This is a genomic window from Fontisphaera persica, assembly GCF_024832785.1.
Classification (GTDB): Bacteria; Verrucomicrobiota; Verrucomicrobiia; order Limisphaerales; family Fontisphaeraceae; genus Fontisphaera; species Fontisphaera persica.
Window position 1 is genome coordinate 3434102 of record NZ_CP116615.1, and the last position, 15460, is coordinate 3449561.

The window sequence follows — 15460 nt, forward strand, 5'->3', positions numbered from 1 at the left end:
TGCACCGAAAGTGTGGCTAAAGGTTGGAGCGCCACCTTCCGAGGCTTTTGGGCCTTTTCGTTAAGTATGTTCGGACCCTCTCCAAAAGAAGTCCGCTGAAAATACCTCAAGTTTCCTTCCTTTCCTGCCGAAAGAGAAACTGGGGCAGAAGAAAATTATGCCTCACTCATGAATTATTGGCAGTCTAAGACTGGCAGCAGCTTTATTAGTGTTCAAGTCCGGGCACTGGTATTTTTGGCTTTTTGTGCCGTGGCCGCTCCCATGGTGGCGGATACCAATCCTCCGGCTCCGGCAACGGCAGGAGGGCCTGCGCTATTGGAACTGGAGCTCGAGCAGTTGCTGCAAATGCGGGCGGCCACGGTGGAAGGGGCCTCACGTCGGCGGCAACCCACTCGTGAAGCGCCTTCGGCGGTGACCCTTTTGACCGCCGAGGATATTCAGAAGAATGGCTGGCGCACATTGTCGGATGCTTTGAACAGTGTGCCCGGGTTGTACACCACCAATGACCGGGATTTCTGGTACCTGGGAGCGCGCGGCTTCAACCGGCCCGGAGATTATAATTCCCGTTACCTCCTGCTCATCAACGGGCACCGTTTGAACAACGCCATTTACGACAGCGCGCCCATTGGGCCGGAGTTTCCCGTGGACTTGGACTTGATTGAGCGCATTGAGGTAATTCCCGGCCCTGGAGCGGCGATGTATGGCAACAACGCCTTTTTTGGGGTCATCAATGTTATCACTAAAAAAGGCCGGGACATCGGCGGCATGGAAGCCTCAGCCAGCATGGGCAGCCATGTCTCCGGCCATGGACGCTTTACTTACGGCCAGTATTTTACCAATTCCGGGGTGGAACTGCTGCTCTCGGGCGACTATGGCTACGACCCCGGACCCCGGCAATTGACCTTCACCGACGCCACCGGCAAGGTCTGGACTTCGCGGCGGCGAGACTCCGTGGAAACGGCGCGCTTTTTTAGCTCACTAAGCTGGCGGGACTGGTCCTTGAGCGCCGCCGTCAGCCGTGCACCCAATGGCATTCCCAGCGGGGTTTATGCCAGTGATCCAGGGGATCCCCGGGCAGAATGGGAGGAGCAATATGGATATCTGGAGGTCAAGTGGGATCACTCGTGGGATGAGGACAGGCGGCTGACGGCCCGGGGTTATTACAACTATTATCGCTACCTTGGCTGGTATCCTTACGGGGGCATTCGCGCCGACGATCGAGCGGTTGGCCAGGATTATGGCGCGGAGGTCCAATTCAACGCCAAGTTATGGGAGCGCCATGTGCTCACGCTGGGAGCCAACCTCCACCATGCCTTTCATCAGGACCAGTCTTATGAGGACGAAACGGGCTTCATCTACCTGAATGATCATCAAGACCATTGGCTGGCGGGTGGCTTTGCCCAAGTGGAATGGCTGTTGCACCGCACCCTGCGGCTCAACACCGGCGGGCGCCTGGATTATCACAGCCGGCACGGAGCGGAGGCGAATCCGCGGCTGTCCCTGATTTATCAACCGTGGCAGCGGACAACTTTCAAGGCCCTGTATGGCACGGCATACCGGGCGCCCAGCGTGTTTGAAATGTACTACGGCTTTGATGGCGGTTATGTCATTAATCCGGCCCTGCGCCCGGAAACCATCACTACCTACGAGCTGGTGTGGGAGCAGCAGTTTACGCGGCGGCTGGCTTTGCGGATGTCCGCCTATTATTACTGCATCGAGGAATTAATTTCCATGGAGCCCCAGCCTGGCACCGGCTACCTGCAATTCCAAAACCTGGACCATGTGCGGGCCACCGGCCTGGAAACCGCCTTGGAATACCGGCTGCCGCACGGCTGGCGCTGGCGCGGCAGTTACGCGGTGCAACGCAACCGCATGCGGGGGGTGATGATGGATAATTCACCGCAACACCTGGTCAAAAACCACCTCTCCATCCCCCTTTACCGGGATCGTTGGTGGCTCAATGCCGAATGCCTTTACTCCAGCGACACCACCACCGGCATGCCGGGGGTCGAGGCCAACGACTATTGGCTCTTGAATCTGACACTGTGGAGCCGGCCCTTGGGCAAAAACCTGGAATTTTCCGCCAGTGTTTACAATGTGTTAGGGCATAAATATGCCTATCCGGTGGGGGACGAGTACTGGGCCAATTCCGGCCCTTTGATGGAGTTCTCAGGCCGTGAATTTCGGGTGAAGTTCACGTATCGCTTTTGAGTCGGCCATGTGGGTCAATGGGCACAAGTTCACGACAGCAAAAGTCGCTCTCCACCGGCGGGGGGGATGGTTGTTGCTCTGCGCGCTGTTGAACGGGGAGCCGTTGCCGGCCGCTGAACCCGCCGGACCCACGGCCGCTGAATTGAAAGCCGCCGTGGTGTGTCAGTTGACCAAATTTGTGGAATGGCCTGAGCCGCCGTCCACCAACGCGCCCCTGGTCATCGGCGTGGTGGGCGAAAGCCCCCTAATCACCGCTTTGGAGCGCCTGTTGCAGTCGGCCCAAAACTCATTCAGCGGGTCATTGACAATTCAGAAACTAGTCCCTAGCTTATCCCGTTCAAACGCAGCTTCGTGCCATCTGGTGGTACTGGGTGAGCGTTTGCCGGAGCGCTCCATGACCTCCATCATCGAGACCCTGAGAGGCCAGGGCATTCTTACAATAAGTGATGCCCAGGGATTCACCCGCCATGGGGGCATGGTAGGATTGGGCATGGAGGACCAACGGGTACAAATTGAGGTCAACCTGGCCGCCTGTGAGCGGGCGCGCATTCGGTTCAGCTCCCGCCTGCTGCGGCAGGTCAAAATTGTTTCCCCGCCCGCCCCGAAGTCGCCTTAATATCTATGGCCGCCCTCGCCACATGGTTTAAGAACTTGTCCCTGGCCCGCAAGCTGGCCTGGTTGACCATGGCCATGGTGTTTATGGCAGTTGGTATCTGTATGTTGACGGGTCTGATGGTGGAGGTGTCATCTATGCGCCGCGAAGCCCAGCAACGGTTCACGGCGCTGGCTGATGTCCTGGCCCAGGAATGCGCGGCTTGTCTGGCCTTTGATAATGCACAGGATGCCCGCGAAGCACTTAGTGCCTTGCGCCAGGATGCTGATATTCAAGCGGCCTGGGTCCTCAAAACAGACCGCAAAGTTTTTGGCGAATACCAAAGGAATTCCACCTCTGCCCGGCCCTTGCCGACTCCTGTCACATCGCACGTCTCCCTCTTTGAATTTCATCGGGTTATTGAACAGCCCATCAAGTTACAGGACAAACTTTTGGGCTGGCTGGTCTTGGATTGCAGTCTGCACACCTACTGGGCACGGATGGGCCTCCGTGCCGCGGGAATGTTTTTAACCATGAGCCTTGCCCTAGCTGTCACCTGGCTGGCCCTGCGGCGGCTGCTGCGGCCGGTGATGGCGCCCATTCTGGAATTGGCCTCGTTGTCCCAGCAGGTTTCCCAAAACAACAATTACACCTTGCGCGCCCCCCCGGCGGGCAACGATGAGGTGGGCCAGCTCGTCACCGCCTTCAACCACATGCTCGAGGCCGTGCAATCCCGCGACGTTGAACTGGAGCGGGCGCGGGCCACGCTCGAGCAGCGGGTGCAGGAACGCACTGCGGAATTGCAGCGGGAAATCATCGAGCGCCGCCAGATTGAAGAGGAATTGCGCCTCTCGGAGCAGCGCTTTGCCCAAATCTTCCGTGCTTCTCCGCTACCCATCATCCTGCGCGGTCTGGAGAATCACCGGGTCGTCGAGGCCAATCAAAGTTTTCTCCAGTTGTTTGGCTACACGCGGGAGGAGGTGTTGGGCCGCACCATTGAGGAACTGGGATTAAACGCCAATCCCGCCCAAATCAAGGAACTGACCGAAATCGCCAAGAAGAAGGGGCGCATCCGCGAATTTGACATTCAATGGCGCGGCAAGGGGGGACGCGCGGGCACAGGGCGGATATTTGCTGAGGTGATAGAGTGGGTCAAGGAGCCTTGCTTGATGGTGATGGTTTATGACACCACCCAGCAGACCAAGATGGAGCACCAGTTGCGCCACGCGCAAAAGATGGAAGCCGTGGGCCAACTGGCCGCCGGCGTGGCGCATGACTTTAACAACATTCTCACCATCATCCAGGCCAACGCTTCGCTGGGCATCAGCGAACCCAACTTGGACCCGGTGATCAAGGATTGTTTGGAGCAAATCAGCATCGCTGCGGACCGGGCGGCCGCGCTGACCCGGCAGTTGCTGGCCTTCAGCCGGAAGCAGTCCATGCAGACCCGCGAGGTGGACTTGAACCAGTTGCTGGTGGATTACGTGCGCATGTTGCAACGGGTGGTCACGGAAAAAACCAACGTCCAGTTCAATCTGACTCCGGAGCTTCCTCCCATCGTGGCCGATCCCACCATGGTGGAGCAGGTGTTGACCAACTTGGCCTTGAACGCGCGCGATGCCATGCCGCAGGGGGGGACGCTGACCATTGCCACCGAGGAGGTGGAATTCGACCAGAATTTTGCGCAACACCATCCGCACGCCCGGGCGGGGCGTTTTGTGCGGATGCAGGTGGCGGATACCGGGGTCGGCATCCCGGCGGAATTGCTGCCGCGCATCTTTGACCCCTTCTTCACCACCAAAGACGTGGGCAAAGGCTCCGGTCTGGGTCTGGCGGCGGTGTACGGCATCCTGGATTTGCATGGCGGCTGGGTGGAAGTGGAGAGCGAGGTGGGCCGGGGCACCACCTTCAGCGTGTTCTGGCCGGTGTCCACCAGCCCGCAAGGCCAGCCGTTGACGGCAAATGACCGGACGGCCATCCGGGGCGGCAATGAATGCATCTTGTTGGTGGAGGATGAACCCGCCGTCCGCGGCATCGCCCGCCACGTGTTGAAGAAATATGGTTATTCGGTGGTGGAAGCCATCAGTGGCAAGGCGGCCTTGCGCCTCTGGCCGGCGTTGCAGGAGAATGTGCACATGGTGGTCACCGATGTGGTCATGCCGGACGGCATCTCCGGCCGGCAATTGGCCGAGGAATTGCGCCGCTCCAAGCCCTGGTTGCCGGTGTTGCTCATCAGCGGCTACAGTCCGGAACTGGCCGGTTTGGATGCGCATCAGATGTCCGGCTGCAAATTCCTGCCCAAGCCGTTCAAACCTGCGGAATTAGCCCGCCTGGTGCGCGAGATGATTGACGAAGCTCAAGTCGGCAAACCGGGCAATGGCAAGGGCAAGGGCAAGGGAAATGGCAACGGCGAAGGTCAACTCCCTGGTTCATGACCGGGAATCAAGGGCCGCGCAAACTCCCTCTGCCTCCCAGGCTGCTATTCAATCCTTTGCGTCGTGGTCCCCTTTCGGGATGCTCTGGCGCTTGAGTCTCCACTATTGCAGAGGCGGGGCGGGGATGGCATTCTGGGCCGTATGAGGATGAAACTTTATTTGGGTCTGGCGGCGGTGGTCGCGGTGTTGGGCGGGTGGGGTTGTGCCACGGCTCCCCGCGGCGGCGCAGCGCCCAGTTTGACGGCCGGAGCCAATGGCGACTTTCCCGGCTGGCGGTCTTTTAGTGAACAAAGCGACACTGCCCTGGCGGCTGTGTGGCGGATGGAGACCAACGGGGTGCTCACCTGCCGGGGCACTCCCAAGGGGTACCTTTTTACGGAAAAAGACTACACCAACTTCAAAATCGAGCTGGAATGGCGGCTGCCCCCCGGCGCGACGCAGAACCACGGCGGCATCCTGGTGCGGCTGACGGGCGCCCACAGCATCTGGCCCCGCAGCCTCGAGTTTCAGTTGAATCAGGGCCAGGCAGGGGACTTCTGGGGGCTGCGCGGTTTTGTATTCACCGGCCCGGAAGACCGTTATCGTGTGCTGACCGACACTCCCTTTGGCACGCTCCGGCATCTGCGGCGTTTTCGCGACATGGAAAAACCGGCCGGGCAGTGGAATCGTTTTGAGGCGGTGGTCCAGGGGGATACGGCCGTCCAAAAAATCAACGGGGTAACGGTCAATCGCGCGGTGGGCTGCGATGTGGTGGCCGGCAAAATTGCGCTGACTGCGGAAGGGGAGGAAATCCAATTCCGCAATGTCCGCATCACGCCCCTGCCTTGAGGGTCTGGGTGAAAAGCCGTCTGCCCACCATGCCTGAGACTTGCCGGGAGGGCCACCGGGCCACCGGCGGACGAAGGGACGGCTGGAGTGCCGCAGGGTGGGGCTGGCTCCATAACTTTTGCCTGGTAGCGGCGCTGTTTTGGGCCGGTTGCCAAGGCCCCAAGCCACAATATACGGAACCAAGGACGGAAAGCCCCAGAATGGCCTCCGTTACTGCTCCGGCGGCTGCGTCCCGGCCGCCGCGGGACACTCCTCCCCCCGCGCCGCGGCGCGTGCTCAATGGCATAGACGTGCTCAAGCGGGAAGGATTTGCGCCTTTGCGCGGGCTGCGGATTGGTCTGATTACCAATCACACCGGCACGGACCGGCAGCGCAATCCCACGATTGACCTGCTGTATCAGGCTCCGGGCGTAAAACTGGTTGCCCTCTTCAGTCCCGAGCACGGGTTGCGGGGCACGCTGGATGAAAAAGTGGCGGACGGCGTGGACAGCCGCACCGGCCTGCCGGTGTACAGCCTCTATGGGACGCGCCAAAAACCGGCGCCGGAACAATTGAAAAACCTGGATGCGCTGGTATTTGACATTCAGGACATTGGCTGCCGTTTTTACACTTACATTTCCACGCTGGGTTTGTGTCTGGAGGCGGCCGCCAACGCCGGGCTTAAGTTCTTTGTGCTGGACCGCGTCAATCCGATTGGCGGGGTGCTCATCGAGGGGCCGGTGTATCGCGGGGAGCCGCAGTTCGTGGCTTTCCATGCGCTGCCCATTCGCCACGGGTTGACGGTGGGCGAGCTGGCGCGGTTGTTCAAGCAGGAGCGCGGCTGGCATGTGGATTTGGCGGTGGTCCCCGTGGAGGGCTGGCGGCGGGAGGATTGGTATGATACCACCGGCCTGCCGTGGATTAATCCCTCGCCCAACATGCGCTCCCTGACGCAGGCCGCGCTGTATCCGGGCGTGGGCCTGCTGGAGTTTGCCGTATCTGTGGGCCGGGGCACGGACACCCCCTTTGAAGTGGTGGGAGCGCCGTACATCAACGATGTGGAGCTGGCGGAGGCGTTGAATCAGGCCGGTCTGCCGGGAATCCGCTTCATTCCCGTGCAATTCACACCCACGGCCAGTGTCTTCAAGGGACAACGCTGCGGCGGAGTGAATCTGCTGGTCACAGACCGCCACCGCTTGCGCCCGGTGGAAGTGGGGATGCTCCTTATCCAGACGCTTTACCGGCTTTATCCCAAGGATTTCGCCATCGAAAAAGTCCACACGCTGCTGCTGGACCGCGACGTGCTGGAGGCCATCCGGGCTGGACGCCCGCTGGCTGAAATCCGCCAAAGCTGGCAGCCCGCCCTGGAGGAGTTTGCGCGGCGGCGCCAGGGTGTGCTGCTCTATTGAAGACGGCAGGGGGCGCGGGACTAGCGCACCACCTCCACCACATCCCCCGGCTCCAAGGTCACATCCTCCTGCCCCTGTAACAATCGGCGCGGGTTGATTTGAAAGACTTGTCCCTGCCGGATGAGCAGGAAATTGCGGGGCGTGGCCAGGGTGGTGACTTCCGCCTGCAGCAGGGCCTTGGTCAGCGTCAACCCTTCGCTCCAGGGCACCACCGGATTCTTCACCGGCCCGCGAAAACTTACCACCGCCTGCTGGGCCTGCGTCTGTTGGCGGCCATGCTCCATCCCCGCCACAAAGGCGCGCTCACGCTCCGCCTGCCGCCGTGAGGCGCCCCCGCAGCCGGCGCCAAGGGCCAGCGCCATTCCGAGCGTCAGGACGGCCCAGAACAATTTTCCGGCAATGACGGCACGCATGGCTCAGCTTTTCAAGGGTTTCCCCACATTGATTTTATGCTGCAAATGGTAGGCCGCATTTGCCGCGTATTTCTCCGCCCAATACTTCAAGCCGGCGCGCTCTTCCGCCGTCAGCGGCCGCACCACCTTGGCAGGGGACCCCAGCACCATCGAGCCGGGCGGTATCACAGTCCGCTGCGTCACCAAGGCGCCCGCGCCGACAATGGATTGGCTCCCAATTACCGCCCCGTCCAAAATCACCGCCCCCATGCCAATGAGCACCTCGTCCTCGACGGTGCAGGCATGCACAATCGCGCTGTGCCCCACGGTGACGTAATTGCCGATGAGGCAGGGGTATTCGTCGGCCAGGTGCACCACCGCGTTGTCCTGCACGTTGCTATGGTGGCCCACGACAATGCGATTAATGTCTCCCCGCAGCACGGCGTTGTACCACACGCTGGCATGGTCACCCAAAGTTACATCGCCCACCACCACGGCCCCCTTGGCAATGTACACCTGCCGGCCCACCACCGGTTGCTTCCGCAAAAACTGTTTCAACTGTTCGTGCAACTTATCCATGGCCTCAACCTACCCCAAACCCCGCCCGCCAGCCATGCCAAAAATGGTTACCGTCGTGTGAAACTTTCGGTCTGTTAAAACGGCTGAATACGTGTTAGTATATCACTTATACATCCTAAGTTTATGCAACTTCATCCACTGCCAGCGGGGAGTTACATAGCCGCCTTGGTCCTCCTATGGTTGGTCCCTTCCTTAGCCGCTGCGGAAGCGGTCCTGTACAAAGGCCACGCCGTTGACCCGGAGCGCGTGCTGGTCAAAATCAAGGCCGCTCCCCGCGGTCAGCTTGCCGCCCCGACCGCCCACGATTGGGCCGCGCTGGGCGAAATGCCGCAAGGCCAGTTTGCGCTGTTGCCCGGATGGCTGGTGTTGGAAGAAACGCCCGAGGCCAGGGCCGCCGCTGGCGCAGCCCCCGAGGCCAAAGCAGCCGTCCGACGGCTGGCGGAGCGTTTGGAAAAACTGCAGCGCAGCGGCTGGTTTGAGTGGGTGGAACCTGATTGGATTTTGAAACAATGCGCCACGCCCACGGACGCCGCGTTTTCCGATGGCCGGCTTTGGGGCCTGCGCAACACCGGCCAGAACGGCGGCACCGCCGGCGTGGACATTGGCGCGGTCAACGCATGGGACATCACCGTGGGCTCCACCAACGTTATTGTGGCCGTGGTGGATACCGGCATCCGCTATACCCACCAGGATTTGCAGGCCAACATGTGGCGCAACCCCGGTGAAGTGCCCGGCAACGGCGTGGACGATGACCGCGATGGTTATGTGGACAATGTGTTTGGCATCAACGCCATTAACGGCTCCGGCAATCCCATGGACGATAATGGCCACGGGACGCACGTGGCCGGCACTATCGGCGCCGCTGCCAACAACAGCCAGCCAGCGGTGGGGGTGGCCTGGCGCGTGCGGCTCATGGCCTGCAAGTTTCTTGACGCCGACGGCACGGGGAAAACTTCCGACGCCATCAAATGTCTGGATTTTGCAGCGGCCAAGGGGGCGCGGGTGGTGAACGCCAGTTTTGGCGGCGCGCCGTTCAGTCAGGCGTTTTACGATGCCATCGTCCGGGCTCGCGACCGGGGGGTGCTGATTGTCGCCGCTGCCGGCAACAAAGCCTTGAATAACGATACCAATCCTCAATATCCGGCATCCTATGATGCCGACAACGTCATCGCGGTAGCCGCCATTGACCGTAACGGCGCTCTTGCCGATTTTTCCAATTATGGCCGCACTTCGGTGGACCTGGCCGCGCCGGGGGTCTCCATATTCTCTTGTTTTAACGGCAGCGATACCGACACCAAAAGCCTGGACGGCACCAGCATGGCCACGCCGCATGTCGCCGGGGTGGCGGCGTTGTTGTGGTCTGCGCAGCCGGCGTTGACGGTGCAGGAAGTGCGCCAGCGCCTGTTGGAGACCACGGTGCCGATGGCTTCCCTGGCCAACCGCACTGTGACCGGCGGCCGGCTCAATGCCGCGCAGGCCCTGCAAGGGTTGACTCCCGACGCATTGCAGCTCTTGGTCAGCCCGGCGGAGGGCAGCAGTCTCGTCGCCGGCAGCGCTACCCGGTTTTCCGTCACGATTCTTGCCGCCAGTTCCATCACCAATGCCACGGTCACCGCGCAACCCACCGGACAAAATGCCGTTACCCTCGCTTATAGCCTGGCTGATAACCTCTATGCGGGCACCCTGTCGGTGCCGTCTTTCGGCGCCAATTTAAGCGTCACTTTTCAAGTGAACATCCCCGGGCGGCTCAACACCAATTGGGTGTCGCAATATCCCCTCCTGACCCCGCCGCTGAATGATAATTTTACCAAGCGCATTACGCTGACCTCCACCACCAACCTGCAAGCTGTCGGCAGCAACCAGCAAGCCAGCCGGGAGACAGGTGAACCCCTACATGCGGGCAACAACGGCGGAGCTTCCGTCTGGTGGACTTGGACGGCGCCGGTGAGCGGCCGCTATGAAGTGCACACCACCGGCAGCAACTTCGATACCCTCCTGGCGGTGTACACCGGCAGCACGGTTAATGGCCTCACCAGCGTAGCGGCCAATGATGACGACCCTGCCGGCGGCACCACCAGCCGCCTGCAGTTCACCGCGACCGCCGGCGCCACCTACCATTTTGCCGTGGACGGCTACAACGGCGCCAGCGGCAGCATTCAACTGTCCCTGGCCCTGTTGCCACCCGCGGCCCCACCTGAGAACGATGCCTTCGGCCAGCGCCTCACCATTACGGGTTCCACCGCCACCGCCAACAGCCACAATCGCGACGCTTCCAAAGAAGTGGGCGAGCCTGCCCACGCAGGCAACGCTGGCGGCGCCTCGGTGTGGTGGCGATGGGCGGCGCCCTCTGCAGGCACCGTCACGCTGACCACCTCCGGCAGCACTTTTGACACGCTGCTGGCGGTGTACACTGGGGCCAGTGTTGGAAGTCTCACGCCAGTGGCCGCCAATGACGACGACGGCCTCAATACGACCAGCCGCCTGCAATTTCAGGCCACCGCCGGCGTCGTTTATGCCATTGCGGTGGATGGTTACGGCGGGGCGCAGGGCAGCATTCAATTGAACTTATCGCTGGCCGCCGCGCCCACGCGCCCGCCCAATGATGATTTTGCGGCAGCCAGCCAGCTCACCGGCACCAACCTCACCGTCTCCGGCATCAACCGCGCTGCAACTCGCGAAAGTGGGGAGCCACAGCACGCCAGCAATGCCGGTGGACGCTCCGTCTGGTGGCGCTGGACTGCCCCCGCCAAAGGCTCAATTGCCATTCACACGCGCAACAGCAATTTCGACACGCTGTTGGCGGTTTATACCGGCAGCAGCCTGGCCAGCCTGACCTCCGTGGCCGCCAATGATGATGACCCATCCGGCGGCGTGCAAAGCTATGTGACGTTGAACGTCGTGGCAGGCCAAACTTATTACATTGCCGTGGATGGTTACCGCAATGCCAACGGCGAAATCGCGGAAGGCAACATCCAGTTGCAGTTACAGTACCTGGGAATGCGCCCGCCCAATGATGATTTTGCGCAACGCATTCTCTTGACCGGCGCCGTGGCCGCCGCCACCGGCACCAGCGTGGGCGCCACGACGGAAACCGGCGAGCCGAATCATAATGGCTATCCTGCCAATCGCTCCGTCTGGTGGTCCTGGCAGGCCCCGCGCAGTGGCTACGTGCGGATTACCACCCAGGGCAGCAGTTTCGATACTCTTCTGGCTGTGTACACCGGCAGCACGCTCAGCGCGTTGAAAGCCGTCCAGGCCAATGATGATGGGCTGACTGCCATGCCCCCCACGCCATATTGGAGCGAGGTTTATTTTTGGGCGGTCTCCAACACCGTGTATCACATTGCGGTGGATGGCTTCGACGCCGCCTCGGGCGAGATTCAACTCAACATCGCCCAGCAAATCAGCGCCACGACTTTGTATGCGACCGATTTTAACGTGAGCAGTGGTTTCACCGCCGGCAGGAGCCTGCAGGGCCAGAATGGCTGGGTCATTCTGGGGGCGACCCAGGCGGTCCAGGTGATAAGCGCAGGCTCAGGCGGCGAGCAAACAGCGTACATCGGATATGCTCCCACGAACTCCACTCTCTACGACAGTCACTACGCCTGGCGGCCGGTCAATTACCTCCCGGCCACCAATCAACTGGTGCGCTTTTCCACCCGCATCCGGCTGGTGGACTCCACCAATGACGAGTATGATTATTTCGCCTGGGCGGTGTACAACCGCGCAGGCGACTTTCTTTTTGAGGTGCGTTTTCACAATGATGAAGCCCCGCTGGGCCTTTACTACCGTCTCAACAATGGGCTGCCGCCAGAGATAACCCCGCTCACCATGAACAATAATGTGGAATACGAGTTCTCGCTGCTCATGGATTTCAACCGCAACTCGTGGGAAGCTTCTTTGGGCGGTATCACGCTGGTGGAGGGCGCGCCCATCAACGCCAGCAACAATCCGCTGCCGATGGACTTGGGGGAAATTGATTCCGTCTGGTACTGGGCTGCTCCGCCCTACGCCGGCAACAATTACCTTCTTTTTGATGATTACCGCATTGACATCCTCACGCCCGGCCAGCCCCCGGCCATTTTTACCCAGCCGCAAAGCGTGGCGGTGACCGAGGGCGCCACTGTGCTGTTGCAGGTTCAAGCGTCTGGCACAGCGCCGCTGTTTTACCAATGGCATCGTGACGGCGCAGTCATCCCCGGCGCCACCAACGCTTCCTTGACCCTGGCCAGCATTACCCTGAGCCAGGCCGGCAATTATCAGGTGTCCGTGAGCAACCTTTATGGCAACGTCCTGAGCGTGCCTGCCGTTGTCCAGGTCAACCGCGCCCTGGTGCGTCCCCCCAATGACAATTTCAGCCAGCGCGCCTTGCTGGTGGGGGTGTCCAATGTCGTCACCATGTCCAACCTGGGCGCCACCCAGGAATTTGGCGAGCCACCACACGCCGGCAATACCGGCGGCGCTTCGTTGTGGTGGACCTGGCGGGCCCCCGCCACGGGGCGCTTCACCGTCTCCACCGTGGGCAGCGATTTTGACACCGTGCTGGCCGTGTACACCGGCACGGCGCTGAATCAATTGACCCTGGTGGGAGCTAATGACGATGCCCAGGCCCAGCAGCGCGGCAGTTGGCTGACTTTCCTGGCGCAAAGCAACACGTTTTACCACATTGCCGTGGACGGGTTTGACGGCGCTTATGGCAACATCCGCCTCAGCCTCAAACCGGATGCCAGTCCGCGCTGGCTGGCCCCCTCGCGCAGCGGCGGCTGGGTGTTTGAATTTGTGGGCGAGCAAGGATTGTACTTCCAATTGCAAACCTCCACCAATCTGCGGGATTGGGTCACCGTGACCAATTACCTGAATCTGGACGGCCTCCTGCGCCATTCCATCCAGCCTGCGGGCCCCATGCGCTTTTATCGCGTAGTGCAGCAGTAAGGCGTTTGGCCGGCTGCCAGACCCGTAAAGGGGGTGGTATCCGGAAGCTCAGTCGTGGCGGCGGGAAACTGACGGGTGAATAAGGGGGGAAGGCATGCTTGAGTTGTACTGATACAAAAACAAGTTATATTACACTATCTTATATAGTGCATAAACATTGACAGTCCCTCCCGCAATGGTAGCTTGATTTCCACTGACATCGCAGCCAGCCGGTGGCTCGCGCCCCGGCTGGTTTGTCATCAGAAAGACACGATTGCATGAGCGCGGAGACAGAACAAGCGGCCAACCCGGCGCCCGCCGCCCCTTCCCAGCGGGTGGATATTTCGCAAGCGGTCATACGCATTGCCGGCAATTCACAGGATGGCATTCAGGCCCTGGGCGGTTTTCTGGCGCGCCTGGCGGGGCGGACTGAAAAAGAGGTCATGACGTTCATGACCATTCCCTCCACCATTTCCGGCGGACCTTCCATTTTCCAGGTGCGGATTGGGTCGGGGGAAGTGTTGAGCGCGGGGGATGAAGCCGATTTGTTGCTCGCCTTCTATCAACATTCCTACGAGAACCACATCCACTTCCTGAAGGCGGATGGGATGGTGTTGTACGATTCGGACAACGTGGAGCCAAAGCCGGAGTGGACGGCGCGCTGGCGGCATGTGGGCGTGCCGATTTCCACGCTGACGGTGGAGGCGATTGGCGGCACCGCCAAGGACAAGGGCAAGAACATTTACGCGCTGGGTTTGCTGGCGCGGTTGTATGATCTGGATGTGCCGCGGCTGGAGGAGCTGATCACCGAGCGTTTCACCGGCAAGGACCCCACTGTGCTCACCAATGCCCTGACGGCTTTTCACGCCGGTTATGGTTACTCGCTGGACAAAGCCCGCGAGTTGTACCGTTTCCAGCCGGGCACGCCCCACCGCCGGCCGCAGGTGGTGATGAATGGCAATGAGGCGTTGGCGTATGGTTTTCTGGCCGCCGGTGTTCGCTTTGGCGCCGCCTATCCCATCACGCCCTGGTCGGACACCATGGAACTGCTGCGGCGTGAACTGCCCAAATACGGCGGCATTTTCGTGCAATGCGAAGATGAAATCGCCTCCATGTGCATGGCGCTGGGCGCGGGCTATGCCGGGCGGGTGGCGGTGACCGGCACCAGCGGGCCGGGGCTTTCGTTGAAGTCGGAGGCCATTGGGTGGGGCGTGATGGCGGAAGTGCCCGTGGTGGTGGTGGATGTCCAGCGCGGAGGGCCGTCCACCGGCCTGCCCACGCAAGTGGAGCAAAGCGATTTGCACATCGCCTGTTTTGGCACGCATGGGGATGCGCCGCGGATTGTTCTGGCGCCGGCCAATGTGGAGGATTGCTTTTACACGGCCATTGAAGCGGTGAATCTGGCGCGCAAGTACAACACGGTGGTGACGGTGCTGAGTGACCAGGCGATTGCCACCCGCATCGAGGCCTTTGAGGAGCCCGACCTCGAAAAAATCTGCCAGGAATTGCCCATTGATTTGACCCCGGTGCCGGAGCACAAGCCGTATGATTTGAACGCGCCCGACGGCATCTCCCGTCACATCCCCCCCGGGACGCCGGTGCTCAATGGCAAATACCCCGTGGCGGCGGGATTGGAGCATGATGAGATGGGGCACCCCAGCGGCTCGCCCAAGTACCACATGGCCATGACTGCCAAGCGCCGCAAAAAAATTCAGGCGCTGGCCGCCACCCTTCCCACGCCGGAAGTGTATGGTCCGCCGGAAGGTGAGTTGTTGCTGGTGGGCTGGGGGTCCACGCAGGGGCCCATCCGCGAGGCGGTGGACATCGCCCGCGCCCACGGGGAAATCATCTCCGCATTGCACTTGCGCTACCTTAATCCCCTCCCGCCCGGGTTGCCGGAAATCCTCACGCGTTTCCGCCATGTGCTGGTGGTGGAGATGAATGATGAGGGCATTTACGGCTTTGGCCAGTTGGCCATGCTGTTGCGCGCGCGCTATTGCTTGAGTCACATTCAAGGCCTCAATAAAACCGATGGTCTGACCTTCAAGGTCCGCGAGATTTACGAAGGCGCCATGGCCCGCCTCGCCCAATGGCGCGCGGAGGCCAAAACCGGCGCTGCTTGAA

Annotated in this window: 9 protein-coding genes; 7 read left to right on the top strand and 2 right to left on the bottom strand. The window is 60.9% G+C overall.

The genetic code is table 11. From position 1 onward, the window contains the following. Positions 1 to 249: 249 nt before the first annotated feature. The 5 genes from NXS98_RS12855 (at position 250) to NXS98_RS12875 (ending at position 7454) form a co-directional block, all read left to right on the top strand. On the top strand, positions 250 to 2211 hold the full coding sequence (locus NXS98_RS12855; RefSeq protein ID WP_283845410.1) for a TonB-dependent receptor plug domain-containing protein: 1962 nt from the start codon (positions 250 to 252) through the stop codon (positions 2209 to 2211). Positions 2212 to 2218: 7 nt separating this feature from the next. Then, positions 2219 to 2827: a YfiR family protein gene (locus NXS98_RS12860; RefSeq protein WP_283845411.1), complete on the top strand. Its 609-nt coding sequence runs from the start codon at positions 2219 to 2221 to the stop codon at positions 2825 to 2827. Between the two features lie 5 nt (positions 2828 to 2832). Continuing rightward, positions 2833 to 5238 (top strand): ATP-binding protein, encoded by a 2406-nt coding sequence (locus NXS98_RS12865; RefSeq protein ID WP_283845412.1) that lies wholly within the window; start codon positions 2833 to 2835, stop codon positions 5236 to 5238. 141 nt (positions 5239 to 5379) lie between these two features. Continuing rightward, positions 5380 to 6066 (top strand): 3-keto-disaccharide hydrolase, encoded by a 687-nt coding sequence (locus NXS98_RS12870; protein WP_283845413.1) that lies wholly within the window; start codon positions 5380 to 5382, stop codon positions 6064 to 6066. Between the two features lie 200 nt (positions 6067 to 6266). Next, positions 6267 to 7454, top strand: coding sequence for an exo-beta-N-acetylmuramidase NamZ family protein (locus NXS98_RS12875; RefSeq protein ID WP_283845414.1), 1188 nt, complete (start codon positions 6267 to 6269; stop codon positions 7452 to 7454). Positions 7455 to 7474: 20 nt separating this feature from the next. Here the strand turns inward: NXS98_RS12875 and NXS98_RS12880 are convergent, their stop codons facing one another. Both NXS98_RS12880 and NXS98_RS12885 read right to left on the bottom strand, forming a co-directional pair. Further along, on the bottom strand, positions 7475 to 7867 hold the full coding sequence (locus tag NXS98_RS12880) for a hypothetical protein (protein ID WP_283845415.1): 393 nt from the start codon (positions 7865 to 7867) through the stop codon (positions 7475 to 7477). A gap of 3 nt (positions 7868 to 7870) precedes the next feature. Further along, positions 7871 to 8425, bottom strand: coding sequence for a gamma carbonic anhydrase family protein (locus tag NXS98_RS12885; RefSeq protein ID WP_283845416.1), 555 nt, complete (start codon positions 8423 to 8425; stop codon positions 7871 to 7873). Positions 8426 to 8548: 123 nt separating this feature from the next. Here NXS98_RS12885 and NXS98_RS12890 point away from each other — a divergent pair, with 123 nt between their 5' ends. Both NXS98_RS12890 and NXS98_RS12895 read left to right on the top strand, forming a co-directional pair. Beyond that, entirely contained in the window at positions 8549 to 13357 is a 4809-nt protein-coding gene (locus tag NXS98_RS12890) for a S8 family serine peptidase (protein WP_283845417.1), read from the top strand. 257 nt (positions 13358 to 13614) lie between these two features. Then, positions 13615 to 15459, top strand: coding sequence for a 2-oxoacid:acceptor oxidoreductase subunit alpha (locus NXS98_RS12895; RefSeq protein WP_283845418.1), 1845 nt, complete (start codon positions 13615 to 13617; stop codon positions 15457 to 15459). Position 15460: the final 1 nt, after the last annotated feature.